This is a genomic window from Pseudomonas helvetica (assembly GCF_039908645.1).
GTDB lineage: Bacteria > Pseudomonadota > Gammaproteobacteria > Pseudomonadales > Pseudomonadaceae > Aquipseudomonas > Aquipseudomonas helvetica.
The window spans coordinates 1,551,596-1,576,299 of record NZ_CP150917.1 but is presented as its reverse complement, the minus strand read 5'-3'; the positions used below and the strand labels follow the sequence as shown (position 1 = coordinate 1,576,299).

The 24,704-nt window shown below is 56.9% G+C and carries 26 protein-coding genes and 4 pseudogenes; 12 read left to right on the top strand and 18 right to left on the bottom strand.

From position 1 onward, the window contains the following. The first annotated feature begins 4 nt into the window (after nucleotides 1-4). The gene (locus AABM55_RS07155) at nucleotides 5-934 is read left to right on the top strand and encodes an HNH endonuclease (protein WP_347929173.1); all 930 of its coding nucleotides are present in this window, start codon (nucleotides 5-7) and stop codon (nucleotides 932-934) included. A gap of 136 nt (nucleotides 935-1,070) precedes the next feature. Here the strand turns inward: AABM55_RS07155 and AABM55_RS07150 are convergent. Further along, nucleotides 1,071-1,310, bottom strand: a pseudogene (locus AABM55_RS07150) (ATP-dependent helicase C-terminal domain-containing protein); the annotation flags it as partial. Nucleotides 1,311-1,782: 472 nt separating this feature from the next. Between AABM55_RS07150 and AABM55_RS07145 the strand changes: the two are divergent. From AABM55_RS07145 to AABM55_RS07135, 3 genes and pseudogenes are all read left to right on the top strand, one after another. Beyond that, nucleotides 1,783-2,151, top strand: a pseudogene (locus AABM55_RS07145) (cell filamentation protein Fic); the annotation flags it as partial. A 425-nt stretch (nucleotides 2,152-2,576) separates the two neighbouring features. After that, nucleotides 2,577-2,846: a hypothetical protein gene (locus AABM55_RS07140; RefSeq protein WP_054596089.1), complete on the top strand. Its 270-nt coding sequence runs from the start codon at nucleotides 2,577-2,579 to the stop codon at nucleotides 2,844-2,846. 197 nt (nucleotides 2,847-3,043) lie between these two features. Next, a complete protein-coding gene (locus AABM55_RS07135; protein ID WP_347929172.1) occupies nucleotides 3,044-3,604 on the top strand; it encodes a magnesium transporter in 561 nt (186 codons plus the stop codon). A 44-nt stretch (nucleotides 3,605-3,648) separates the two neighbouring features. Here the strand turns inward: AABM55_RS07135 and AABM55_RS07130 are convergent, their stop codons facing one another. Genes AABM55_RS07130 through AABM55_RS07110 form a run of 5 tightly spaced genes read right to left on the bottom strand, consistent with a single transcriptional unit; the run spans nucleotide 3,649 to nucleotide 8,690 of the window. After that, entirely contained in the window at nucleotides 3,649-3,966 is a 318-nt protein-coding gene (locus tag AABM55_RS07130; RefSeq protein WP_054598259.1) for a cytochrome C oxidase subunit IV family protein, read from the bottom strand. Nucleotides 3,967-3,999: 33 nt separating this feature from the next. Next, nucleotides 4,000-4,713, bottom strand: a complete 714-nt coding sequence (locus AABM55_RS07125) for a heme-copper oxidase subunit III family protein (protein ID WP_347929171.1) — start codon at nucleotides 4,711-4,713, stop codon at nucleotides 4,000-4,002. A 6-nt stretch (nucleotides 4,714-4,719) separates the two neighbouring features. Then, the gene (locus AABM55_RS07120) at nucleotides 4,720-5,412 is read right to left on the bottom strand and encodes a cytochrome c oxidase subunit 3 (protein ID WP_347929170.1); all 693 of its coding nucleotides are present in this window, start codon (nucleotides 5,410-5,412) and stop codon (nucleotides 4,720-4,722) included. Beyond that, complete coding sequence (gene ctaD, locus AABM55_RS07115; protein WP_103318832.1) at nucleotides 5,409-7,184, bottom strand: cytochrome c oxidase subunit I; 1,776 nt, start codon at nucleotides 7,182-7,184, stop codon at nucleotides 5,409-5,411. Before ctaD ends, AABM55_RS07120 begins: the two co-directional genes overlap by 4 nt. Before the next feature lie 48 nt (nucleotides 7,185-7,232). Further along, nucleotides 7,233-8,690, bottom strand: coding sequence for a cytochrome c oxidase subunit II (locus AABM55_RS07110; RefSeq protein WP_347929169.1), 1,458 nt, complete (start codon nucleotides 8,688-8,690; stop codon nucleotides 7,233-7,235). A gap of 448 nt (nucleotides 8,691-9,138) precedes the next feature. On the opposite strand from AABM55_RS07110, the gene AABM55_RS07105 reads away from it, so the two are divergent. From AABM55_RS07105 to AABM55_RS07095, 3 genes are all read left to right on the top strand, one after another. Further along, nucleotides 9,139-9,477: a hypothetical protein gene (locus AABM55_RS07105; protein ID WP_054596084.1), complete on the top strand. Its 339-nt coding sequence runs from the start codon at nucleotides 9,139-9,141 to the stop codon at nucleotides 9,475-9,477. Between the two features lie 326 nt (nucleotides 9,478-9,803). Then, a complete protein-coding gene (locus AABM55_RS07100) occupies nucleotides 9,804-9,986 on the top strand; it encodes a type II toxin-antitoxin system HicA family toxin (RefSeq protein WP_081013750.1) in 183 nt (60 codons plus the stop codon). A 31-nt stretch (nucleotides 9,987-10,017) separates the two neighbouring features. Further along, nucleotides 10,018-10,425 carry a type II toxin-antitoxin system HicB family antitoxin gene (locus AABM55_RS07095; protein ID WP_054596083.1) on the top strand — a complete coding sequence of 136 codons (408 nt, stop codon included), beginning with the start codon at nucleotides 10,018-10,020 and terminating at the stop codon, nucleotides 10,423-10,425. A gap of 35 nt (nucleotides 10,426-10,460) precedes the next feature. Here AABM55_RS07095 and tam read toward each other — a convergent pair whose 3' ends face one another. Both tam and AABM55_RS07085 read right to left on the bottom strand, forming a co-directional pair. Then, nucleotides 10,461-11,231 carry a trans-aconitate 2-methyltransferase gene (tam, locus tag AABM55_RS07090; RefSeq protein ID WP_347929168.1) on the bottom strand — a complete coding sequence of 257 codons (771 nt, stop codon included), beginning with the start codon at nucleotides 11,229-11,231 and terminating at the stop codon, nucleotides 10,461-10,463. Nucleotides 11,232-11,583: 352 nt separating this feature from the next. After that, a complete protein-coding gene (locus AABM55_RS07085) occupies nucleotides 11,584-11,913 on the bottom strand; it encodes a YXWGXW repeat-containing protein (protein ID WP_019692252.1) in 330 nt (109 codons plus the stop codon). A gap of 306 nt (nucleotides 11,914-12,219) precedes the next feature. Here AABM55_RS07085 and AABM55_RS07080 point away from each other — a divergent pair, with 306 nt between their 5' ends. The 4 genes from AABM55_RS07080 to AABM55_RS07065 all read left to right on the top strand — a co-directional run bounded on the left by AABM55_RS07080 (nucleotide 12,220) and on the right by AABM55_RS07065 (nucleotide 16,556). After that, nucleotides 12,220-13,755: a DUF1800 domain-containing protein gene (locus AABM55_RS07080; RefSeq protein ID WP_347929167.1), complete on the top strand. Its 1,536-nt coding sequence runs from the start codon at nucleotides 12,220-12,222 to the stop codon at nucleotides 13,753-13,755. Between the two features lie 21 nt (nucleotides 13,756-13,776). Further along, complete coding sequence (locus AABM55_RS07075) at nucleotides 13,777-14,973, top strand: DUF1501 domain-containing protein (RefSeq protein ID WP_347929166.1); 1,197 nt, start codon at nucleotides 13,777-13,779, stop codon at nucleotides 14,971-14,973. Nucleotides 14,974-15,390: 417 nt separating this feature from the next. Next, nucleotides 15,391-15,894 (top strand): inclusion body family protein, encoded by a 504-nt coding sequence (locus tag AABM55_RS07070; RefSeq protein ID WP_054596081.1) that lies wholly within the window; start codon nucleotides 15,391-15,393, stop codon nucleotides 15,892-15,894. 122 nt (nucleotides 15,895-16,016) lie between these two features. Then, the gene (locus AABM55_RS07065) at nucleotides 16,017-16,556 is read left to right on the top strand and encodes an AidA/PixA family protein (protein WP_347929165.1); all 540 of its coding nucleotides are present in this window, start codon (nucleotides 16,017-16,019) and stop codon (nucleotides 16,554-16,556) included. A 210-nt stretch (nucleotides 16,557-16,766) separates the two neighbouring features. On the opposite strand, the gene AABM55_RS07060 is transcribed toward AABM55_RS07065, so the two are convergent. The 6 genes and pseudogenes from AABM55_RS07060 to yiaY form a co-directional block, all read right to left on the bottom strand. Next, nucleotides 16,767-17,291 (bottom strand): DUF4142 domain-containing protein, encoded by a 525-nt coding sequence (locus tag AABM55_RS07060; RefSeq protein WP_347929164.1) that lies wholly within the window; start codon nucleotides 17,289-17,291, stop codon nucleotides 16,767-16,769. Nucleotides 17,292-17,420: 129 nt separating this feature from the next. Then, entirely contained in the window at nucleotides 17,421-18,764 is a 1,344-nt protein-coding gene (locus tag AABM55_RS07055) for a diguanylate cyclase (protein WP_347929163.1), read from the bottom strand. A 105-nt stretch (nucleotides 18,765-18,869) separates the two neighbouring features. Continuing rightward, nucleotides 18,870-19,052: pseudogene (locus AABM55_RS07050) on the bottom strand (LysE family translocator); the annotation flags it as partial. 39 nt (nucleotides 19,053-19,091) lie between these two features. After that, entirely contained in the window at nucleotides 19,092-19,505 is a 414-nt protein-coding gene (gene fos / locus AABM55_RS07045) for a fosfomycin resistance glutathione transferase (protein ID WP_347929162.1), read from the bottom strand. A 4-nt stretch (nucleotides 19,506-19,509) separates the two neighbouring features. Beyond that, nucleotides 19,510-20,250 (bottom strand): hypothetical protein, encoded by a 741-nt coding sequence (locus AABM55_RS07040; RefSeq protein ID WP_103318806.1) that lies wholly within the window; start codon nucleotides 20,248-20,250, stop codon nucleotides 19,510-19,512. A 94-nt stretch (nucleotides 20,251-20,344) separates the two neighbouring features. Beyond that, entirely contained in the window at nucleotides 20,345-21,493 is a 1,149-nt protein-coding gene (gene yiaY, locus AABM55_RS07035; RefSeq protein WP_347929161.1) for an L-threonine dehydrogenase, read from the bottom strand. Nucleotides 21,494-21,648: 155 nt separating this feature from the next. Here yiaY and AABM55_RS07030 point away from each other — a divergent pair, with 155 nt between their 5' ends. After that, on the top strand, nucleotides 21,649-22,668 hold the full coding sequence (locus AABM55_RS07030; protein WP_347929160.1) for a DUF4917 family protein: 1,020 nt from the start codon (nucleotides 21,649-21,651) through the stop codon (nucleotides 22,666-22,668). A 173-nt stretch (nucleotides 22,669-22,841) separates the two neighbouring features. On the opposite strand, the pseudogene AABM55_RS07025 reads toward AABM55_RS07030, so the two are convergent. The 4 genes and pseudogenes from AABM55_RS07025 to AABM55_RS07010 all read right to left on the bottom strand — a co-directional run. Then, nucleotides 22,842-23,006: pseudogene (locus AABM55_RS07025) on the bottom strand (cupin domain-containing protein); the annotation flags it as partial. A 55-nt stretch (nucleotides 23,007-23,061) separates the two neighbouring features. Beyond that, entirely contained in the window at nucleotides 23,062-23,406 is a 345-nt protein-coding gene (locus AABM55_RS07020) for a YegP family protein (protein WP_054596074.1), read from the bottom strand. A gap of 182 nt (nucleotides 23,407-23,588) precedes the next feature. Then, on the bottom strand, nucleotides 23,589-23,894 hold the full coding sequence (locus AABM55_RS07015) for a ribbon-helix-helix domain-containing protein (protein ID WP_054596073.1): 306 nt from the start codon (nucleotides 23,892-23,894) through the stop codon (nucleotides 23,589-23,591). 14 nt (nucleotides 23,895-23,908) lie between these two features. After that, complete coding sequence (locus AABM55_RS07010) at nucleotides 23,909-24,490, bottom strand: DJ-1/PfpI family protein (protein ID WP_054596072.1); 582 nt, start codon at nucleotides 24,488-24,490, stop codon at nucleotides 23,909-23,911. Nucleotides 24,491-24,704: the final 214 nt, after the last annotated feature.

The following is a 24,704-nucleotide window of genomic DNA, read 5'->3' as shown; positions in this document are numbered from 1 at the left end:
CCTGATGGAGCTCGAAGATTGGTGGAAGTCGAACTCAGCGAAAAATTGCTGGACTCAGGGTTTTAGGAATGCGCCAACGCCATGTGATGATCTCTTCGTTTGTAAGTTTCTCAAATGCTCTCGACAACATCGGAAAAGCCTGTGGGCTGAGTATCACGAACCGTATGAGGGTATCCGTCTCATAGCGTTCGAACTCGATCCTACGGTTACCCCTCATCGCGTGGAATGCAGGGTGTGGATTTATGAAGGGCAGGATGATTTGTGGGCAAAGTTTTCCCAAAGTAAAGCGCCTACCCTGCTCGACAACCAATCGATTCGTTGGGTAGACGTGCCGCCAGGTCGCTCCTGGAAAAGACAGCTTCAAGAATCAAATACGGTGGTCAACGGAGTCCAGTATGACGCCAAGCACCCGATCCTCTCCACGATTCCGGCCTTTGCTGACCAGCTTACCGTCGAGTCACAGCTGGAAGAGACAGTCGGGCTACTTGCTGAACAGTTTCTGGCATGGGTCGACAAGGTTTATCGAGGCCAAGCTGTCAGTGATACAAACCATCCTGAGACGACTGAAGCAACAGAACTCGTCGATGATACATCGTCGTCCCCGGCCTCACGCGGGGAAGAAGAAGGCGAATGGCAACAGGTGATCGTCACCCAGTATGAAAGAAGCCGCTCAAACCGAAAGGCCTGCCTCGATCATTACGGCCCATCATGCCAAGCCTGCGGAATGAGCTTTGGGGATGTATACGGTGAGCTCGGTACTGACTTTATCCATGTACATCATGAAGTCCCTTTGCATACATTGGACGCCCCCCAGAATGTTGACCCGGTCAACGACATGAAGCCGCTTTGTCCAAATTGTCATGCCATGGTGCATCGTGCCGACCCGCCTATCCCGGTCATGGAGCTACGTGAGCAGCTAGTTCGTCATGGCTAGCTGCCTAGTCTAAGAACCATGCTGAAGAGCAAGCGAAGCGCGCTGGCCCGAAGGGCCAAAGGCGTGAGGATAGAAGCCCGAAGGGCCAAGTCGCCTCGGGCGGCCTGGTTCACGACAGCCGACCGGTAGGGCACGCTCAAAAAGCTGTTCGCTCCTTCGCTCTTGCAGCCGCCTCCGCCACCAAAGAGTCTTCAGGCCAAAAAAGCTTCGGATATCCACCCTTGAGATCCTTCTTCACTTCTACACAGGTACTACATCAGAAACTAGCTAGATCCTGGGTGACGGAGCTGCGGGCCGGTGACAGGAGATTCAGCATCGGCGTCTGGTTGTAGTGGGCAATGTGAGAGGTTTCTTCCGAGCCAAAAAGCTCCTGTATCAGGCTTAGAGGATCAGGAGGGGCGATGGCAGGTTTCCTCTTCAAGAGTCACATTGTGAGTCAAAGACCGAGTGGAGGAATCACAACTTTATAGCCAACGATTCCAGGGGCGAACGCCGCTCGCGCACCTACACACCTACACAACATTCGTACCTCCGTGTCCATTAAGAGTTCGATTCCCTTCACCCGCTCCAATCAGATTTCAGTCTCACGTCGTTTTTTGACGGGGGATGCAGGTAAAGAAAAAACCGGCCTTGATGGCCGGTTTTTTTATGTCTGGGGTTTGGTGGAATCGGGCTCTGAGGCATCTCCCACTTTCGTCCGTTGTCCGCTGATCGATGAGTAAGTGCTCTCGGGGCGTTAGCGACTACCCTGAAGTCTGTTAGCGTTTTTTTCTAAAAACACGGATTTATTATCAAATTTCATCAAGCGTTAGCATTTTCACGCCTACGAAAAATTAGCGTTTTCGCACGGGACTCGCAGCAACTTCATCTTCGACGAATACAAGGACGCGTGCTTTGCCTGGCGCTATCCCGATCTGACCGAACACGTCCTGTACACCGCACGAGTCGTCGAGCACACGATTCGAAAGGAAATGGCGGATGAAGCCAGAGTACTGGTGATCTTTCAGCAAGCTCAGGACCGGCTGAAAGAAGTACTGGAAATGCCGGACCAGGATGCGAACCGCATCATCCGCTCCATCAAGGAGAACGGCTGGGTGGTGTCCGGCAAGCTAAAGAAAGGGTACCCGCAGCTTGAAGATGAGCGCATGGCAGAGCGCGTTGTGGAGGCTGTGCGTTCTGCGTTTGAGGATCGTGAGATGGGGGGCGGTGAAGAGTAGTGCCGGTGAATTCGGGGGAATTGCCGTTCTACACTGTTGCGGATTAACGCCAGCCAAATTCAGTATCGACCACCCATTTACTGGTGGCACAAAGAAGCCAATTTCCGAAAAGGCAATGTCCCACACGACACTGGGAATTGTCCGTACACTTGCGCATTGCTGTGCTTTTGTCACGAGGCTTATAGTCGGCCGACGCCCAAATGGCGTGTCGGGTTTGGCGACTCGGCGACATGGTACAGAAGCTTTCGAGTAGGTTCGGAGCGCTTTTGAACGCACTTAGCTGCCTGTTTTTTGGTAGCTGTGCGTGGGAGATCCTAGGATCTGCCGGTTATGCCATGTCCGGTTCGCCAACCCGCGTACAGCTGCCACCCATTTGTTTGGCGACAATTGAGTGGTGGGGTCCTCCAACTACATGGTGATCACTCATGAATGAATATATGGCTTTAACCAGCAACGCCGACGACCTACCCTCCCTGTTCGTCAACACCACTCAACCGCTGCATTCACTGCTCAGCACGGCCAGTTACAGAATCCGAGCCGTGACGCAGATTCTTGAAAACCTCGCGATGCGGGGTGACATCACCACTGACTCGGTCATTCTCAGCGACTTCGCATTGCTCTGCTGCATACCTTTGCGCGACGGTTGCGATGTGCTGGATGTGATTGCGCGACGCATGGATGCAGAACCGTCCTGACGTCACAAGGGGGCGCTGTTTCGGCGCCCCCTCCAGGTCTTGACACCGAAAATCACGCATGCTAGCGAATGCTATACTTCTTTCAAATTGCATGAAGTCTGCAACGTCCCCCACGGGCACAGATACCGACTGCAAATCTCAGTTAACGGCTGCAGGACAGAGGAGGTCGACAGCAAGCACGAGATGGGAGGTGTGGTATGAATCGGCACTATTACATCAGTGACAATCTCGACGATCTTGAAACCGTTGAAAATGAACTGGAAGCCAACGGCATCAATACCGAACAAATTCATGTGCTCAGTGAAGAAGTGGCTGATGTTGAAGAACATCACCTCCACGAAGTTAACTCGCTGATGAAGCAAGATACTGTTCACTCTGGCGAGATTGGTGCGGTGGTCGGCATACCACTCGCGGCGCTGGTCCTGGGTGGCGCCTATTGGCTGGGCTGGACCGAATCCGCTGCAGGCTGGATGCCTTTTATCTTCCTTGCCATTGTTATATTGGGCTTCAGCATCTGGGAAGGTGGCTTTTTTGGTATCCAGGTGCCAAACACTCACTTCCGCAGTTTTAAACAGGTGGTAGACGAGGGCAAACATATCTTCTTCGTGGATGTTGAGCCGGATCAGGAATCGGTACTGGACCGGGTAATCGAACATCATCCAAGGCTGAAGATCGCCGGCACAGGAACAGCTGCCCCCCACTGGACAGTCGCCTGGCAGCACAAATGGCATCAGTTCAAACGAGTGATATCGGGTTAGCCCCGCAGGCTTGAGGGCGTCCGGAAGTGCCATCCGGACGTCGCTTATTGGCCGAAGAAAATCACCCGGCTGAGGAACACATAATCAGCCTCGGTGGCCATCAGTCCGACGAGTACCAGTAAACACAACGGTGGCACCAATATGGCGTAGACCATGGCCAACCGTTCCCAGGCCATGTGCATGAAGACGGAGACAATCAGACCTGCCTTCAACAACATGAGCGTGATGATCAGGAACCACCGGAGGTAGCCCTGGAAGTGAAAATAGTCGACGAGATACGACAACGTGCTGAGGACGAATAACAGCCCCCAGATTTTAAGGTACAAGCTGATTGGATGTTGCTGACCCTGGGTATGCGCCATCATCAGTGCTCCTCTTCAGAACCTGTTCACGACCTACCATAAATAGAAGAAAGCAAAAATAAACACCCACACCAAGTCCACGAAGTGCCAGTAAAGCCCGGCTATCTCGACGATCTGATAGTTTCCGGAGCGCTCATAATCTCCGCGCAATACTTTCATCGCCACAATGCTGAGGTAGATGACGCCGACTGACACATGCAGCCCGTGGAAACCGGTAATCATGAAAAAGCTGGCACCAAATTGCGCCGCCCCCATGGGGTTCCCCCAGGGACGCACTCCTTCTGCGATGAGCTTGCTCCATTCAAATGCCTGCATGCTGACGAAGGTCACCCCGAAGGCTGCGGTCGCCAGCATCAGGGCAGCGGTTTTCGCGCGATCACGGCGATAGGCGAAATTGACCGCCATGGCCATGGTGCCGCTGCTACTGATCAGCACAAAGGTCATGATGGCGATCAGAATAAGCGGGATTTCTCTACCGCCAATCGTCAATGCAAACACTTCACTGGGGTTCGGCCAGGCATTGGTGATCGTCATGCGTACCGACATGTAGCCGGTTAAAAAGCAGGTAAATACAAACGTATCGCTGAGCAGGAATATCCACATCATCGCCTTGCCCCAAGGCACCTGCCTGAAAGCCTCTCTGTCCGAGGCCCAGTCGTTGGCGATGCCCTGCCATCCCGTTGCAGGCGGCGAGCTGGGTGGATTGGATGAACTGGATTCGACTGGGGCTAGCGGGTGCGATGCCATGGCTTTTCACCTCAGGCCGCAGAATCTGGCAATGGCTTCATAGGTTGCCGGCGTACTGGTCAGCAGCGCGAATAGCACGAACCAAAGACCCAGTAAGTAATGCCAATAGATGGCACAGAGCTCTACGCTGGCGCTGAGTTGCGGCAACGGCACGTGATGCAGGTATTTAGCGACGGTTCTGCTCCAGGCGATCAGCCCGCCCAGCAGGTGGAACCCGTGCAGACCGGTCAACAGGTAGAAGAAACTGTTGGCCGGATTACTGGCGACAAAATAGCCCCAGGCGACAAACTGCTGCCAGACCCAGAGTTGCCCCGTCAGAAAGGCAACTGCAAATACGCCCCCCACTGCAAAACCAATGACCGTTGCGTCCAGTCGCCCCTGTCGGGCGGCCATACGCGACCACTGCAGGGCGATGCAGCTGAATACCAGAAAAGCCGTATTCAGCCATAGCTGCCAAAGGTTGGCCAAGGGCGCCAAGGGCTCCGTCAGAGGTTGCCAATCGGCCATTTGCGAGCGCTCGATAAAGGCGACCAGAAAGAGAAAGAATAACGAGCTCACCACGGCCAGAAACAAGCGCAGGCCGACTCTTGCGTTTTGGATTCTATTGGCAGCCTCGGCGGCCTGAATATCCCCAGGACCACCACTCCAACTACCGCCGGGGTCAGCACCGTCGACGTTTCTCAATAGCAGCCTGTTCATGTCTTAACGTCCGCAATCCTGGCTCCGGCACTGAGTTGCCGCATCTGCTCCAGCTCCTCGTCGGAGACCGTTTGCGGAACGAAATCCTGGTCTATTCCCGGCATGCTGTAGTCGTAGGCCCAGCGATACACGACCGGCAGCTTCGCGCCCCAGTTACCGTGTACCGGCGGGGTGTCTGGCGTTTGCCATTCCAGACTGGCCGCGCCCCAGGGGTTACTGCCTGCGGGCTTGCCTTTGAAAGTGCTCCAGGCCAGGTTGAACAGAAACAGCAGTTGGGAAACGCCGACGATCAATGCGACCACCGTAATGAAAGAATTCAGTTCTTGCGCCGACTGCGGAATGAACGCGTAGTTGTCATAGGCGTAGTAGCGGCGTGGCATACCCTGGAAACCCAGGTAGTGCATGGGAAAGAAGATCGCGTAGGTGCCGAGAAAGGTAATCCAGAAATGCAGCTTGCCGAGGGTGTCGTTCGTCATGCGCCCGGTGACTTTCGGGAACCAATGATAAATGCCGCCGAACACCACCAGTACCGGTGCGACACCCATGACCATATGGAAATGGGCTACGACGAAATAGGTGTCCGAGAGCGGAATGTCCACGATCACATTACCGAGAAACAACCCGGTCAGACCGCCGACCAGAAAGGTGACGATAAAAGCCAGGGCAAACAGCATCGGTACGGTCAAGTGAATGTCGCCCCGCCACAGGGTCAGAATCCAGTTGTAGACTTTCAGTGCGGTCGGCACCGCGATGATCAAGGTGGTGGTGGCGAAGAAAAAGCCAAAGTAGGGGTTCATTCCGCTGACATACATATGGTGTGCCCAGACCACAAAACTGAGTACGCCAATCGCAATAATGGCCCACACCATCATTCGGTAGCCGAAGATACCTTTACGCGCATGCGTGCTGATCAAGTCGGAGACCAGACCAAACGCCGGGAGAGCAACGATATAGACTTCCGGGTGGCCGAAAAACCAGAACAGGTGCTGGAATAATATCGGGCTGCCACCTTGGTGATCGAGCTGCTGCCCCAGCGAGATGATTGCCGGCATAAAGAAGCTGGTGCCCAACAGCTTGTCGAACAGCGTCATGATCGCGCTGACAAACAACGCCGGGAAAGCCAGCAAGGCCATAATCGAGGCCATGAAGATTCCCCATACGGAGAGCGGCATGCGAAACAATGTCATGCCGTGCGTGCGCGCCTGCAACACCGTGGTGACGTAGTTCAACCCGCCCATGGTGGTTGCGACGATAAAAATCGCCAGTGAGACGAGCATCAGTACGATGCCCCACTCGGTCCCCGGTGTCCCCTTGGTAATGGACTGTGGCGGATAGAGCGTCCAGCCCGCACCGGTCGGGCCGCCAGAAACAAAGAAACTGGCGAGCAACACCAGTACAGCGAGCAGGTAGGTCCAGTAACTCAGCATGTTGACGTAGGGGAAGACCATGTCACGGGCCCCCACCATCAGCGGGATCAGATAGTTGCCGAAGCCGCCGAGAAACAAGGCCGTCAGCAAATAAATGACCATGATCATGCCGTGCATGGTCATCGCTTGATAGTAAGTACTGGCGTCCATGAACCCCAAACTACCGGGGAAGCCTATCTGCAAGCGCATCAAATCGGACAACACCACGGCGATGATGCCCACGAATATAGCCGTCAAGGAATACTGAATGGCGATGACCTTGTGGTCCTGACTCCAGATATATTTGGTCAGGAAACTCTTGGGCTCGTGCAGTGCTTCTGTTTCGGCTTGCTCCGCATAGGCCATCACGTCATCCTCCAACTGAAGTTTCGGTGTATTGCTGGCTGCTTACGGCTACTTTCCTGGCTCCGCCTTGCTCGCGTCAGCGTCGGCATTCGCTTTGGACTTGATAAAAGCGATCAGTGCGCTCAACTCCTTATCACTCGGCGTAAAGGTCGGCATGATGGGTGCGTAACCCTTGACGATTTTGGCGTTAGGCTTGAGAACCGATTCTTTTATATAGTCCTCATCGACCTTTATCCTCGTACCGTCCTCAAGGGTTTCTGTCTTGCCATACAGGCCCTGCCAGCTGGGACCAACGCCCTTGCTGCCATCGACACTGTGGCAGGCCAGACAGCCGAACGACTTGGCCAGTTGCTGTCCCTGCGCCGCCAAGTCTTCACCTGGGGCAGAAAGCTCATCGCCTTGGCGCGCGGTACCCAGTGATTTGATCAGGGTGACGAGAGCACCCAGTTCATCATCATTGAGAGTATAGGCCACCATGACCGGCGGGTAGCCCTGCACCCGCCTGGCCTTTGGATCGAGAATCGCCGATTTAAGGTAGGCCTCATCGACCTGCACACTGGTGCCATCGGCAAGCTGTTCGGTGCGGCCGTACAGCCCTTTCCATCCAGGGCCGAGACTGGCACTGCCATCCTGGCTATGGCAGGCGTTGCAACCGTACTTCTCGACCAACAGCCGGCCTTTTTCCAGCACGCTGTCGCGACTGGGTTTGGCAGCTGCCGCTAATGTCTGCGCAAAAGTCGGTTGGCTGCTCAACCATTGATCGAAGGCGCCCTGTTCGTCCACGATCATATGGCCGCGCATGTTGTAATGCCCTACGCCACAATATTCAGCGCACATAATTTCATATTGCCCGGTTTTAGTTGGCGTAAACCAAAAGTACGACACCATCCCCGGCACCATGTCCATCTTGCCGCGCATTTGCGGTACATCGAAATCGTGCAGTACATCTTTAGAACGCAGTAAAACTTTTACCGGCTTATCGAGCGGGAGGTGAACTTCATTGTTGAGTATCAATATATCGTCCTGCCCTGCAGGATCCTTGAGATCAAGACCGAAAGTGTTGATGGAATCAGCAAACTTGATATCCGACTTTCCCAACTTCCCGTCCCGACCGGGAAAACGAAAAGCCCACTGCCACTGTTGGGCAACCACTTCAAGTTCATAAGCTTTTTTCGGCACCCGGACGAAATCACTATAAACAACCAGGCCTGGCGCCAACATCGCGGCAATACCGACCGACGTAACGATAATTAACCATAACTCCAATTTCTTATTGCCTGGCTGGTAGGCCGCCTTGGCACCGTCCTTGTGACGATAACGCATCACGGCGACCGCCATAAATACCGTGATGGCGATGAAAAATATTCCGCTGATGATCAGGGTGATGAACTGGGTGGTGTCTATCGACCCCCAGTTGGAAGCGGCCGGTGTCGCATGCCAAGGCGCCAGGATGTTGAACAACACTGATGCAACAACGATTAGAATCAAGATAATTGCTATTGCCATTTTCTCTTCATCCTATTCCTGTCACGCGTGGATTATGCAAAAGCATCGCCACTTAACAGCATCGTCAAATTAATATTAATCTGACGTCCCAGCAGAGCAGACAAGCACCACTGCTCCTGACGGTAAAGTCAGCAAGAAGTATAGTGCAGGAACGGAGCAAGCGCTTTTCCTGAAGTACCGTGACGCACGAGCATTCCAACTCCAACAACAAGTTAATTAGTTAAATCCATTCGCCACCTATAGCTAAAGATATTCAGCATCACGCCTCCCGGTACTCAATTGGGCATAGCGACTTGTTTCCGATCAGTCAAAATAATCAGGATCGAGCCCCACGCCCCCAAGCGACGCCCGGTTGCCAGCTATACTTAATTTCTGATTACGGACGGTAGAGATCGACCAGAAGTGGCCCGAGCTACAGAGTCCAGCAGTCCACAACGGAGGTTCCGTCATGAGTGCCTTGACGATCGAAGGCTGGTGCAAAATCAGCGGCGCCCAAAAATCCACCCCGGTGGGAGAGATCCATTTTGACGTCGATGCCCCCCTCCACCTGCGCCTGGAGGAAGCTGAAGAACGCCTGCAGAAGACCCATGAGCGTGAAGCCATGGTCGATGTCGACATGAGTTCAATGGATTTGATCCTGCCCGAGGGATACGGCCCCTTGTCCGACTGCCAAATGCGCGTCTATTTGCAACACGAACGCGGTCAGTTCCATCTGGTCGGACATCGAGCAAGCGATGGAAGCTTGATCTATACCAATGCGGTATTGATTGATCAGCTGCTTGAGTAGCGACTACGTGATTCTCGGCATCGGGTTTTCTCTGCGGGGGGAGCGTGGTGTCAAAAACTCACCTTTCAAACAGAAGATGCAGAGACAAGAAAAAACCGGTCCTCAGTGACCGGTTTTTCATGCCCGCCATTCAGCAATAACACGCGTTGAACTGGCATTGAAGGAATCAGAAACACTCCAGCGCTGCTCCTGGACACCGTGTCTTGCGGTGGTTCCTACACTGTTCCCTACCACTCATCCATTCTGTCGCCACCAGCGGTGGTTATAGTGTTGATAACTTATTTTCAGTAGGTATAGTAACCACCTACACAGCACAGGGAAGTGATGTGAATAGCCGATATTTGATAACCCAAATCGTCGCAGACGGCTGGTATCTGGTACGGGTCAGGGGCAGCCATCACCACTTCAAGCATCCTGTGAAGCCCGGTCTGGTCACCGTCCCACACCCGAAAAAGGATTTACTGACCAAAACGGCCGTCAGCATCCTGCAACAGGCCCTGCTGTATTGAACCGGCGAACAGCACCCAGAGGACAACGAACATGCTTTACCCAATTGCGATTTCAATGGGCGATAACGAACACGCCTGGGGCGTGGAAGTGCCGGATATTCCGGGCTGTTTCTCGGCCGGTGATGACCTGGACGATGCGATCGCCATGGCGCGCGAAGCCATCGAAGGCCACTTCGAGATACTCGCTGAAGACGGCTCGGCGATTCCACCCGCCAACAAGGTCACCGTGCATGCAGCCAATCCGCAGTACGCCGGCGCTACCTGGGCATTGGTGGACATCGATGTCACCAAGTACCTGGGCAAGGCGCAGAAACTCAACATCACCCTGCCCGGCTATCTGCTGACCCGTATCGACGAATACGTGCTGCATCACCCGGAAGAAAAAAGCCGTTCCGGCTTCCTCGCCTCGGCGGCGTTGAAAGTGTTGCAACAGGGCTGAGGGCAACAGCCTCAGGCCTGACGCAACAACGACCTTTAGCGAGTCGCCACAATGAATAAACGCGGGAACGGCAGCAACACCGAACCATCGGCCTGCACCGGGAAGAATGGCTCTAACGCAGCCAGATAGTGCTCGAGGTATTGAGCTTTTTCCGCCTCGTCGAGCGGTTCAAGAAACGGCCGCAAACCGCTGCCCTTGAACCACTCGACCACGGCCGCAGGACCGCCCGCCAGCGGGTGATGGTAAGTGGTGCGCCACACATCGACCCGCGAGGCGCACGAACACAGCATCTGGTAGTAGGTATTGGCATCGTCGAGGGTCGTCCGTTGCCCGGCGATATCCGCAAGCTTGCGGGCCCAAGGCCCGTTATTGGCGACTTCACGCATCATTCGATGCGACGGTTGATCGAGGTTGTCGGGCATTTGAATCGCCAGGCTGCCACCCGGTGCGAGCTTGGCCACCAGCGACGGCAACAGCGTGGCGTGGTCGGGTAACCACTGGAACACCGCGTTGGCGAAGATCACATCGAACGGGCCGGGCTCGCTCCAGGCGGCGATATCGGCAATGTCGAAACGTACGTCCGGCAAGCGTTTGCGGGCGGCGTCGATCATGTCGGCCGAGCTGTCCAGGCCACGCACCTTGGCGTTGGCAAAGCGCTGCACGAGCAATTCGGTAGAGTTGCCGGGGCCGCAGCCGATGTCGATCACCGAACGCGCATCGGTGTTCGGGATAGCCGCCAGCAAATCGCGCGCCGGGCGCGTGCGCTCATCTTCGAAAGCCACATACTGTTTGGCAGACCAGCTCATCGCGTACTCCTGTAACGGATCAGGACATGAGCGACGCGCTAGACTCTGCGTTTCGCTCGTGGGGCGCCAGTAAGCGACGGCCCAACCAAGTTCGTCAAGACTCGGCTGGATGAGAGGGAACGCGATTCGTAGCAGCTGCCGGAGGCTGCGTTCGGCTGCGCAGCAGTCGTAAACCCTGAATCCACGGTTAACCTGAAAGAACGCGTTGCCTGATTTTACGAGCGCTTCGCACTCGAACGCAGCCTTCGGCAGCTGCTACGTATTGTCATGAATTCGAGATCGTGACAGCGTCCGGACAGCACAAAAAAGCGACCCGAAGGTCGCTCTTTTTTGATTCGGCGAAACGCTGGATCTAGTGGGCCCAGCCCCCGCCTTGCCAATGCCAGCCATCGTTGCGCTGTTCCCAATGCGGGTGCACATAACGATAACCCCGGCGTTCCGGTTCCCAGTGCCCGCGAACGGCGACATAACGCCCGCCTTCCCAACGCCAGTAACCGCGCGACCAGACATAACCTGGCCGGCCCGCGGGTTCCACTTCGATCACCTGGACCGGTGGTGGCTGTGGCGCGATGACTTCGACGTACTCGCGTGGTGGTGGACGCCGATCGTGAACCACACGCTCCTGTACGCAACCGGAGGCCGCGATGACCACTGCTACCAATGCCGCGTAACGTAACAACATGCTGCCTCCTGAGGCTCATCGGCCAATAGAGTAACCCTGTACAACCATGCCCCCTTTACCGCCGCGCTCCTGCTTGGCGTATGAATATTTGTACCAGCAGATATCTGTCTAATACCTGAACCCACCTAAAGGAACTGTGTAAAGAAAAGTTGACCTTCCACAGCTCGCAGAACCTGCGAGAAAAAGTGCAACACCTTCGTTGTTGAGCTGTTCTAGATACAGGTTATTCAGCATAGCGTCAGCTTCACGGGTGGAAACTACACTGGCTGCAGTCGACGTCTCTCTTGATACTCGGGAACCTCCTACATGCACATGCCACATGCCGTTTTGCGCCTGTTGTGTCTGTCGACCTGTTTGCTGTTGTTTCCCTCACTCGCCTTGGCCGGCCCCCCCGCAACGCTCAACCCGAGCGACATTGCCTGGCTGCGCCGCGATGGCTTCGATCTGGATGCCGCCAACCTGGCGCGCTTGCGCAGCATGGGCCGCGAGGGTCTGCTTCAAGCCCAATTGGCCGATCGCATCAATGACCCGCTGCCACCGGCAATCAACGCGCTGTTGCACAGCTATCCGGTATTAAGCGCGCCGCCCGAGTCCTTGTTGCTGGCATTCAAGAGCCAGCAGGAACAGCTCAAGGCCATGCCCGAAGGCGACGCCAAAAACGCCGCGAAAAAAGATGCGCAACAACAAGCCAACGAACTCGCAGAACAAGCGCGTGAAGCCGTGCTGTTGCGTGCGGTGTATGGGCCCAATCAGCTCAAGGAGCAGTTGGTGGGTTTCTGGCTCAACCACTTCAGCGTGTTTCAGGGCAAAGCTCGCATACGGATGCTGACGGCGGACTACGCAGAACACGCAATCCGCCCACACGCGCTGGGTAAGTTCAAGGATCTGGTGATGGCCACCCTCAAGAGTCCGGCGATGCTTGAGTACCTGGACAACGCGCAAAATGCCAAGGGCAAGGTCAACGAGAACTACGCCCGCGAATTGATGGAGCTACACACCCTGGGCGTCGGCTCCGGCTATACCCAGCAAGACGTGCAGCAACTGGCGTTGATTCTGACCGGCGCCGGGCTGATGCCGCTCGATGGTCGCACGCAGAAGTTTGCTCCTCGGTTACAGGCCTTGGTGGTGCGCGAAGGGCTGTTCGAATTCAATCCTCGTCGTCACGACTTTAGCGACAAGGTACTGCTCGGCCATCCGATCAAGGGCAGCGGCTTTGACGAGATCCGTCAGGCCGTGGAGCTGATTACCCGGCAGAAAGCCTGTGCGCATTTTGTCTCGCAACAGCTGGCCAAATACTTCGTTGCCGATCAGCCGCCACCCGCGCTGGTGGAACGGATGGCCAAGACCTTCCAGGACAGCGACGGCGATATCGCCCAAGTGATGCGTACGTTGTTCGAGTCAAAGGAGTTGCTGCAAAGCACTGGTACCAAATTCAAGGACCCGATGCAGTTTGTGGTGTCGGCGGTGCGGCTGGCCTATGACGGTAAGCCGCTGGCCAACGCCAGGCCGATGATCAATTGGCTCAATCAGTTGGGGCAGCCAGTATTCGGTCGCGTGACACCGGACGGCTGGCCTCTGGAATCCAGCGGTTGGTCGAGCTCGGGGCAGATGTCCAAACGCTTCGAAATCGCCCGGGCAATCGGGCGTGGGGATAACCGATTGTTTACTCCACAAGGTAGCAACCTGCCCGGTCCAGGGTTTCCGATGATCACCACACCGTTGTTCTACGAAGCCATCTCTCCACACCTTTCAGCAGCGACCCTTGGCGCGCTGAACAAGGCCGTGTCGCCTCAGGAATGGAACACCTTTTTGCTCGCCTCACCTGACTTCAATAACCGTTAAGCTGCGTAATGGGGTGTCGCCATGAATCGTCGAGAACTGCTGATTGCCGCTGTCGCAGCCGCGTCGCTGCCGTCCTTGTCGTTTAGTGCAAAGCTGTTCGCCGCCCCTGTTTCGGCACCGCGCTTTCTGATCGTTTTTCTGCGCGGCGGCTACGACTGCAACAACCTGCTGGTGCCCTACTCCAGCGATTTTTACTACGACTCGCGTCCGACTCTCGCCATTGCCCGTCCAGACTCGCATAACCCCAACAGCGCCATTGCACTGGACAGCCATTGGGGCCTGAACCCGGTTTTACGTGACTCGATCTATCCGTTGTGGCAACGCAAGCAGATCGCCTTCGTACCGTTCGCCGGGACCGATGACGTGTCCCGCAGCCACTTCGAAACCCAGGACAATATCGAGTCTGGCGAACCGACCCAACAGCGCAACCGTTACGACTCGGGCTTTCTCGCACGCTTGTCGCGTCAGGTGCCGAACAGTGCGCCCATTGCCTTCACCGATGCCTTGCCCCTGAGTTTTCAGGGCGGCAACGCCATCCCAAACATCTCGTTGCGCGGTACCTCGAAACCGGCCTTCGATGCTCGACAATCGGCGATTCTTTCGTCGATGTACCAAAACACACCTTATGCCGCCTCCGCAGCCGGTGGCCTTGAACTGCGCCAGCAGGTGTCAAGGGATCTGCAAGAAGAGATGGTCAAGGCCAATCGTGGCGCGCCGAATGCGCAGAACTTTGCGGCCCAGACCCGGCGCATGGCGACACTGATGCGCGACCAGTACCGACTGGGTTTCGTCGATGTCGGCGGCTGGGATACCCACGTCAATCAGGGCAGCACCAGCGGCCAACTGGCCAACAACCTGGCGAACCTCGGTGAAGGCCTGATCGCCTATGCCCAGGCGCTGGGGGATGAATGGCACAACACCACCGTAGTGGTGGTCTCGGAGTTCGGTCGCACCTTTCGTGAAAACGGCGCCAGAGGCACCGACCACGGGCATGGCACGGTGTACTGGGTACTCGGCGGCAACGTTCGCGGTGGACGCATCGTGGGTGAACAGGTGGCAGTCAACCCACAAAGCCTGCTGCAAAACCGCGATTACCCGGTGCTCAACAATTATCGGAACCTGCTCGGAGGTTTACTTGGCAGGACCTGGGGCTTATCTGCTTCGCAGTTGCAGAACGTATTTCCCGGTGCGCGTCCGGACGCATTGCAGTTGCTCTGATCGGCGCAAGGCTTGCTCAAAGCCATCGACGGTCAATTCTCCGACACCCTGGAAGTGAAGCTGCCGAGGTCGGTAATCGTTGCTCAATGGCACACAATTCAGAGGGAAATCAACGCTTGGGAAACGTTCTGGATCGCCATTTTCTTATCGCCAAAACATCGGAAATTAGAAGCAAAACGACCGTTCGTCGAACGAAGCCCCGTCTGTTTTGACAGCTTAAGACGGACATCTATATTCCAGACGCGGCCTGTTGGAAGGAACCCGGGCCGGTCACTTTTATAGGCAAGGAGCCAGGCCAGCTCGTACCTTGTGATCGGTAGGTTCCCCATAGTAGCGCGCTTACAGCAGCCGTATGGCAATCAAGCGTTGTTGTGCCTGGTAGACGCCAGGCCCTCACTATGAACAAGGAGCTTTACTATGTCTCGAGTCACGGATGTGCTTGTTTCGATCGACACCGAATCCATTCTGAAAAACTACCCGAACATCAGCAAAAATCCCAACGCGCCAACGCTTATCGATGTCAGTCATGTGTACATGGTCACCAACCGGGACAACGTGATCAATGGCCAGGCCGGTGGCGAACTGAATCTGAAAGCCTCCGTCGGTGACCTGATTCGCTGGCGCGAAACCAGCCTGTCGCAGAGCTTCGAAACAGCGGTAATTTTCTACAAGTTCATCGGCAACGCGGGTAATGAGCTGATCTCGACACCGACGCCACGCAAGGCCACCGCATGTGTTGCCGTGCCAAACACCAGCAACCCGTCAGTGCCTAGCTGCCAGAAAGTCGATAACCATTACTGGTCTTCGGAAACCCTGGCCACCGGCAGCGTGACCTATCACTTCAACTTCCTGATCGTGAACCGGGACTGCCAGATTGTAGGTTGCTGCTCGTGGGATCCGTTCATCACCATCCGTAACTGATCTGGACGGCCCCTTGGCGACAAGGGGCTTTCCCCTCTGCCTCGCGCCCCGACTGGAACTGGATGTCTTGCGTAAGCCGCAGCGGTGGCCGCGATCGACCCACATCATGAAAGGAAGCCGTGATGTCTACAGATACCAGCGCAAACCCGTCATCCACCACTGAGCAGGCAACCAATGTGTTGCTGATTATCGACGCCGAAACCCTGCTCACCCGCTACCCGGAACCGAGCCTCGACCCGCAGCAACCGACCGTGATCGAGGACGGCTTCATTTTCACCTTTGGCGCGTCCCTGGGGACAATGCCAACGTCCAAGAGCCCTTGTCTTGAACTACCGGCAAGTTCAACCAAAACCTTCCACATCCGTGGCCGAACCGTCGGTCTGCACGCCGAACACAGCGTGGTGTTTTACAACCTGACTGTGGGCGACGCCGGTGTGTTCTCAAAACCGCATCTGGTGGTGCATAACGGCCAGACCTTGCCCGCCCCCAATCCCGAATCCCCCACCGAACCACTCGCGGTAAAAGCCGATGATCACTATTGGCATTGCCAGCAGCTGAGCACCGGAGTCGAGCAGTGCGAGCTGAGCTTTATGCTGGTGAACAGCGGCTGTGAAGTGCTGGGGTATTTCAGTTGGACGGTTGGGGTGAAGCTGTCGAGCTAAAGTACCCGGACTGTTTTTGTGGCGAGGCTCGAAGCGGTACCGGCTCGCCACCTACTTCGTAGCAGCTGCCGAAGGCTGCGTTCGGCCCGCGTAGCGGCCGTAAATCTGGCACCGCATCATTTCTGAGGTACAGAGAACACGGTTTTGCGAGGGTTTCACCCTCGAACGCAGGCTTCGCCAGCTGCTACGGATCGAGTGAGCATGCATGACTCAACCATCCACCCGACCCGATTGGCTGTTGGCCTGAAGGGCCCTTGCCATATGCAAATGGTTTTCGAGCTTGGGCAGGGTTTCTGCAACGAAGGCCTTGAGTTCCGGCACGTCGGTGGTTTGTGCTTCCTGCTTCAACTGTTCGATGGCTTCCTGGGTGGTTTTCACCTGGCTGGCGGCAAAGGCCGTGTCGAAGGAGTCGCCGTCCTTGACCTCAGGAATCAGCGCCTTGGCCTTGCTGGCCACCTCGTCTCTGGGGGCGACGGGCAGATCGAGTTTCTTGGCGATTTTCGCCAGATGCTGGTTAGCCGTGGTGCGGTCGTTGATCACCACAATCGTGTAATCCTTGACCTCTTTGGATTCGGTTTTCTGGTGAGCCAGGCGGCTGGCTTCGATGTCTGCCATACCTTTGACCGAAGTGTCATTGATGAAGTCGGTTGGCGACTGGGCAAAAGCGTTGCTGGCGCCCAGGCCTAGCAACACGACAAAACTGATGGTCGATAATCGGCTGGCCATACGGCTCATGGTCACGCCCTCCTTGAACAGGCAAATGAGTGCAACGGGTTTCCCCGCCTGACGTCTGAAGTTAAAACACCGCAAAGGTTTAGAAAAATTGCACCGGCCGCGACGAACGGCGCCCGAATGGAAGCCGAATCAGACGCGGTCCAGCCGTCCACTCAGGCGTTTGACCGCGTACATGGCCTCATCCGCATGCTTGAACAATTGCTTTTCTTCGCTGCCATGCTCGGGGTAGAGCGCGATGCCGATACTCGGCAGGATGTTCAGGGTATGGCTCTCCAGGCGCATCGGCTGGCCAAGCACCTGACGGATTTTGATCGCCACACGGGCTGCATCTTCGGCGGCCTGAATGCTGTCGAGCAAGACCACAAACTCATCACCGCCAATGCGCGCCACCGTGTCGGACTCACGCACGCAACCTTGTAGTCTATTGGCCACCGCTTGCAGCAGCATGTCGCCGACGCCATGGCCATAGGTGTCGTTGACCTGTTTGAAGTGGTCCAGGTCGACGTACAGCAGCGCCATGCGTCCAGAGTTTCTTCTGGCTTTACCGAGGGCAGCAGTCAGGCGTTCACGCAACAGTTCGCGGTTAGGCAAGCGGGTCAACTGGTCGTGCTGCGCCATGAATTGCAACCGGCAGTGCAATTGCTTGCGCTCAATGGCTGCCGCGAGCTGGGCACAAACGTATTGCAGCAGCTCCTTGTCGCGCTCGGTATAGCGTTCACCACCGGGTACGCTTTTGACGATCAGCGCACCGATGGTGCCTTTCTGTGAGTTCAGCGGCACACCCAGCCAGCAGGGTGAGTCCTGGCCATTGCCAACCTCGAACAGTCCGGGCATCGAGAAAGGTTGGTCAGGCGTCACCAGCACCGGCTGCCCCGTTTGGATCACCTCGGTGCAAAGCCGGCCGGTAACGCTGCACAGCGGATCGCTCTCGTGTTCGTCGACGTGGTACGGGAAACTCAATTGCTCGCAGTGCTCGTCATAGAGCGCCACCGAGAAGTTCAGCGCCGGCAGCCATTCGCCAATCAATTGATGGACGAGCTTGAACAGCGCCAGCAAATCCTCAGCGGCATGGGCGGCTTCGGAGATCGCGTACAGTGCGGCCTGCCGGGACTCTGCCTGTTTGCGCTCGGTGATGTCACGGGCCACGGCGATGCGCAGTTGATCGACTTCAGACCAACGCGCCGACCAGAGAATATGCACCACCTGACCATCCTTGCGCAGGTAGCGGTTTTCGAAGTTCGGGTTGGGCTGGCCGCGCATGATTTCCCGGGCGGCGTCCAGGGTCCGTTGGCGATCGGCCGGGTGGACCATCTCGATCATCGACTGGCCGATCAGCTCGTCCGGGGTGTAGCCGAACACTCGCTCGCTGGCGGCACTGACAAAGACGAAGCGCCCCTGGCTATCGACCGCACACACGACGTCGAGCAAAAGATCGATGTAACTCGCCAGCGGCGCGGAATTACTGGTGGTCATCGTGGATGGATACTGTCCAAAAGTGCAGCCGTGAGTATCAATCCCTGGACCCGGCATCGCTGAAACGGATGTCCTGATGCAGCTGTCGCAGCCCTGCGCGCAGCCTCAAACCTTGTTCGTCAGCAACCCTGGCACCGCGTGCAGCAAGGCATTGATGGCGAAACCGGTGAACATTACCCCGCAAATCCGGGTAATTGCCAGCTCATGACGCTGATACAACATGCGCACCCGACGAGTGCCCACAATGCCGATCAGAATAGCGTATGCGGCGATACCGCCAACGAAACTCGGAAAGATCAGCTATGGACATGACGGGAGTGCGCCCGGTCACGGAGTGAAAAACTTCATCCCGGCATAAGGTCTCTGGCGGCACGCCTCAAGGCGCGACACCAGATCCCCGACATGGAGTTCAAGCTTGTGCCCATCCGGATCCAGGAAATAAAACGACGCGCCTTCGCTGCGATTGTCCCGCCACTCTAAAACACCCACAGCTCGCAGTCGTTCAACCAATACCGGGAAGTCGCTGGCGCCTACGCTGAATGCGTAATGGGTGTAATCGACCGCCGTCTCAGGCTCGCGTAGCGGATCGAGAGACAGGCACAGCCACAACCCCGGCAACGACAGATAGGCGCCGCCGTCCCAAGTGGCGTCGAGGCGCAGTTGCAACAGGCCATGATAGAACGCCACGCTGCGGTCCAGATCAGTAACCGCCAGGGTTAGGTGGTTGAAACCGGATAGCATCGGTTCAGAGCCCTTTTAACTCTTTCGGAACAACATACCGCTGACCGTCATACCGCAGCGTCGTCAGTACCGTTTTCCCCACTGTATCTTTGGATTCGCATTCGCCATTTTTCACCGAGTCTTGCGAGCCGGTGGTCACCGATTTAACGATCAGGTCGGCAAAGCCGTGGCTGCTGGTTTTGGCTATATCCAGAGTGCGTTTGATGTTCGAGAACTCGCCCGCACAGTTGGTATCCCACTCACCGCTAGCGGATTCGATCACCAGTTGCTCCAGTACCGGGCGCAGCGTGTTGCCTTCGCGAACATACAGCGACAGTTGGGACTCGCCGAAAGGATTGGCCCGCGACGAGCCAGTGAAACCTGCCCGCACGCCGAACGCTCGCAGATCGGAGGTGAGTTTGTAGCGCGCGGTATCGATGCTCAGCCCATCGAACCGGATGGCATCGGAGCTGAACACCGAGGCTTTGGAATAGTGGGCCAGCGGCTTGCCATCAACGTTGGACACCACCGCCAGCTTCAAGTCGTACATACCCATGCCGTCAGGCTCATCGCTATGAGTCGAGTCCGGTTCAATCTGCGACAGTGCAGTGATGGTCTGGCCGCTGTAGGCCGGCCAATCCTTGCACACCGAATAACCCGGTACACCCTCGGGCAATGGCGGTGTTACACACTCGGCATATGCCTGGGTCGCACCCAGCGCACCACTCATTGCCACACATCCCAACCAGCTGTATTTCAAGGTCATTCCCTGTTCCTTGCGAATGTCATCAATCGATAAAAGATCAGCCCTGCACTATCGCCCGCCCGGTCTGCCGATTCAACCCGTTCGATACAGCAGTTCAAAACGCGCTGCGAAAGATCTCCTCGATCTGCCGCTGATCTGCCGCCCGTGGATTGGTCAGGCCACAGGCATCTTTCAAGGCGTTGGCGGCAAGGATCGGAATGTCTTGCAGCTTGGCGCCGAGGTCGCGCAAACCGCCGGGAATCTCGACATCCCTGGCCAACGCGCGGATCGCCACGATGGCCGCTTGGGCGCCCTCTTCCGGACTGACACCGAGGGTGTCGGCACCCAGAGCCTGCGCCACTACCGCAAGGCGTTCGGCGCAGACTGCGGCGTTGAAGCTTTGTACGTGCGGCAGCAGTACCGCGTTGCACACGCCGTGGGGCAAATCATAAAAGCCGCCCAACTGGTGCGCCATCGCGTGCACAAACCCCAACGAAGCATTGTTGAATGCCATACCGGCGAGGAACTGCGCATACGCCATGTTTTCCCGGGCGATCATGTCGCTGCCGTCGTGCACGGCCAGGCGCAGGTTGCGGCTGATCAGCTCGATGGCTTTCAGTGCGCAGGCGTCGGTGATCGGGTTGGCGGCCGTGGAAACGTAGGCTTCGATGGCGTGGGTCAAGGCGTCCATGCCGGTTGCGGCGGTCAGGCCCTTGGGCATCGCCGCCATCAGCGCCGGGTCGTTGACCGACAGCAGCGGCGTGACGTTGCGGTCGACGATGGCCATTTTCACGTGGCGCGATTCGTCGGTGATGATGCAGAAACGGGTCATCTCGCTGGCAGTGCCGGCGGTGGTGTTGATCGCAATCAGCGGCAATTGCGGCTTGGCTGATCGGTCGACGCCTTCGTAATCGGCGATCTTGCCGCCGTTGGTGGCGCACAACGCAATGCCTTTGGCGCAATCGTGGGGCGAGCCGCCGCCCAGGGAAATCACGCAATCGCACTGGCTGCGCTGCAGCAGTTCCAGGCCGCTCTCGACGTTGGCGATGCTCGGGTTCGGTTTGGCACCGTCGAAAATCACCGAGTCGATGTCCTGCATCGCCAGTTTTTCAGCGATCAACCCTGCCACGCCAGCCTTGGCCAATCCTGCGTCCGTCACGATCAAGGCCTTGCGAAATCCATAGTTGCGAATGGCATTCATGGCTTCGTCGAGGCAACCGGTGCCCATGATGTTCACGGCAGGAATGAAAAACGTGCTGGTCATCACCAATCCTCTTCGATAGGGCCGAACCGGCAACCCCGATTCAGCGGAGGCCCAAAGGATCGACCCATCCGTTACCGCGCATCTTGATCTGGCTCAACACCCGGTCGTGATAAAGTCTGCGCCCTGCACTCCCCCCGCTTGAGATGACCGACGCGATGACCGATTTCCAGGAATTTGATGCCCGACTAGAAGACTGGAATGCGTTGCGCGCAACCACCCCGTTCAGCGGCCTGCTGGTGGGCAACGGCGCCAGCCGTGCGGTGTGGGATGACTTTGGTTACGACTCGCTGTTCGAGAACGCCCGCACGGTCGAAGAAAAGCCGTTGAGCCAGTCCGAACTGAGCGTGTTCGACGCAATGCAAACCCGCAGTTTCGAGCAAGTGCTGGGTGCACTGAAAACCACCAGCCGGGTCAACAAGGCCCTGGCCGTGAGCTCCGCCGCGCCGCGCAATCGCTACTACGCGATCAAGGAAGCGCTGATCAACACCGTGCACGCGGTGCACATCCCGTGGCGTCTGGTACAGCCGTCAAGCCTGGCGGCAATCAATCAGGAATTGAGCACCTATCCAACGGTGTTCACCACCAACTACGACTTGCTCAATTACTGGGCGATCCAGCACCAACCCAATACCATCAGCGACCTGTTTCACGGTACCGAGCCGAGCTTCGACCTGAGTGCCAGCACCGCGGATAAAACCCGCCTGCTCTACTTGCACGGCGGCCTGCACCTGGTGCGCAACCAGGACGGCACCGCGCGCAAACTGACCTCGACCGAAGGCACGCTGCTGGGCAGTTTTGCGATCAACAACACGATCAAGACGCTGGACGACGTGCCGCTGTTCGTCAGCGAAGGCAGCTCTGAAGACAAGCTCAAGACCATCCGCAGTTCGGATTACCTGTCGTTCTGCTACGACCAGTTACTCAAGCAAAGCGACGCGCTGTGCATCTTCGGCCACAGCCTGGGCAAGCAGGACGCTCACATCGTGCATGCGCTGCGCCAGGCACAACCGAAAACCGTGGCGATCTCGATTTACCCGCGCAGCGCGGCGTTCATCCAGAGCCAGAAGCGGCATTACGCGAAGGTGTTTGAAGGGACCGGTGTGGCGCTGAGGTTTTTTGATTCGAAGAGCCATGCGTTGGGTAGCCCAACACTGAGTGTGCCGGTCGAACGCTGACACCTGTGGCGAGGGAGCTTGCTCCCGCTCGGTCGCGCAGCGGCCGCAAACCAGAATGCGCGGTGTGTCTGACGCAATCGTGTTGCTGATTTCGGGGCTGCTTCGCACCCCAGCGGGAGCAAGCTCCCTCGCCACAAAAGCTGTGCTCTCAAGTCAGAACTTGCAGCTCCAGCTCACTCCTCGCCGCTATGCAGCACCAGCAGCTGCGCCTGCACCTCGCCCACCGAGCGCAGGCGATGTGGTTTTTGCGCGTTGAAGTGCAGCGCATCGCCACGGTTCAAAATCACCCGTTCGCTCATGAAGTCGACTTCGACCTGGCCTTCATGGACAAACAGAAACGAGCGTCACGGGCTGCATTCCCACGCAGAGCATGGGAACGATCATCAGCAGCCTTTAAAACACCGGCAGCGTCTTGTCCTTGATCACCTTGGTCGGCCCGTTGGCCTTGACGCTGGCGATGCCTTTTTCCAGTGCGGTGTCTGAAGAGTAGGCTTCACTGCTGCCGATGATCTGATGATTGGCAGCCGTGAGATTGAAGTAAGGATGGCCATCCTTGGTGGTTTTTTTCTCGTAGCGTTCATCCAGTGGGCTATTGGCCTGAACCGAGGCGATGCCGTCATCGGCGGCGCTGCGTGTGGTGTACAGCTCGCTGGTGAGAATGGTCTCGGCGTTGGCCGCCTTCAGCACAAAGCGAAACTGGCCAGTGATGCTTTTGCTCAACTCGTACCATCCGGACATGCTCGTTCTCCTTGGCGATTGAGAGGTTCGCGCTTCAGAGTAAAGACCAGGTCGGGGTTTCTGTCGCCTGTACCGGCCTCATCGCGGGCAAGCCTTGCTCCTACGGTTCAATAGCGTTTGTGCGCACCGCGCAGGAGCAAGGCTTGCCCGCGATGGGGCCCTCAAGATCAATACAAACCCACTTACTTCACCACCGCGCGCACCACCGACAACTCCGGCGTCGTCACCCGGCGCTGGCTCAGGTAACGCGTGCAACTGACCCGCAGAAACGAGGCGAAGTTCACCACTTCGCCCCGGTAGTCCATCACCTCTTCGTAGAGCTTGGCGATCAACTGGTTGGTGGTCATGCCATCGACTTCGGCGATCTCGCTGAGGATGTCCCAGAACTGGTTCTCCAGCCGCAGCGTGGTCACCACCCCGCAGATGCGCAGCGAGCGCGAGCGTGACTCGTAGAGGATCGGGTCGGCTTTGACGTACAGCTCGCACATGCGCAGGCCTCCGCTTACAAAGTGATTTTGGTGCCCAGCAGACCAAGGAAACCGGCCAGCCAGCTCGGGTGTGCCGGCCAGGCTGGAGCCGTCGCCAGATTGCCCTGAACGTGGCCTTGCGTCACCGGGATATCGATGAACGTGCCACCGGCCAAACGCACTTCTGGCGCACAGGCCGGATAAGCGCTGCATTCGCGACCTTCAAGAATCCCCGCCGCCGCCAACAATTGCGCACCATGGCAGACCGCCGCAATCGGTTTGCCGGCCTTGTCGAAAGCTTGCACCAGTTGCAGGACTTTTTCGTTCAGGCGCAGGTATTCCGGCGCCCGCCCACCCGGCACCAGCAACGCGTCGTAGTCCGCCGCATCGACCTTGGCGAAGTCGAAGTTCAGCGCGAACAGGTGACCGGGTTTCTCACTGTAGGTCTGATCGCCTTCGAAGTCATGGATCGCGGTGCGCACGGTCTGCCCGGCGGTTTTGTCCGGGCAGACCGCGTGCACTGTGTGACCGACCATCAGCAGTGCCTGAAACGGCACCATCACTTCGTAGTCTTCGACATAATCGCCGACCAGCATCAGAATTTTTTTCGCGGCCATGGGGATGACTCCTCTGGTAAAAATTGGGCAGGAAGGAGTATTCAAGGTAGTCCGAATCCAGCGAGGCGGGTAATAACCAACTACTACGTAAAGCAGCGCACTCCCTGTAGCACGCAGATGCCTTTGTGGCGAGGGGGCTTGCCCCCGTTGGGGCGCGCAGCGCGCCCTCAACCCCTACACCGTTTTCTTTCAGACAAACCGCGTCAATCTGTTT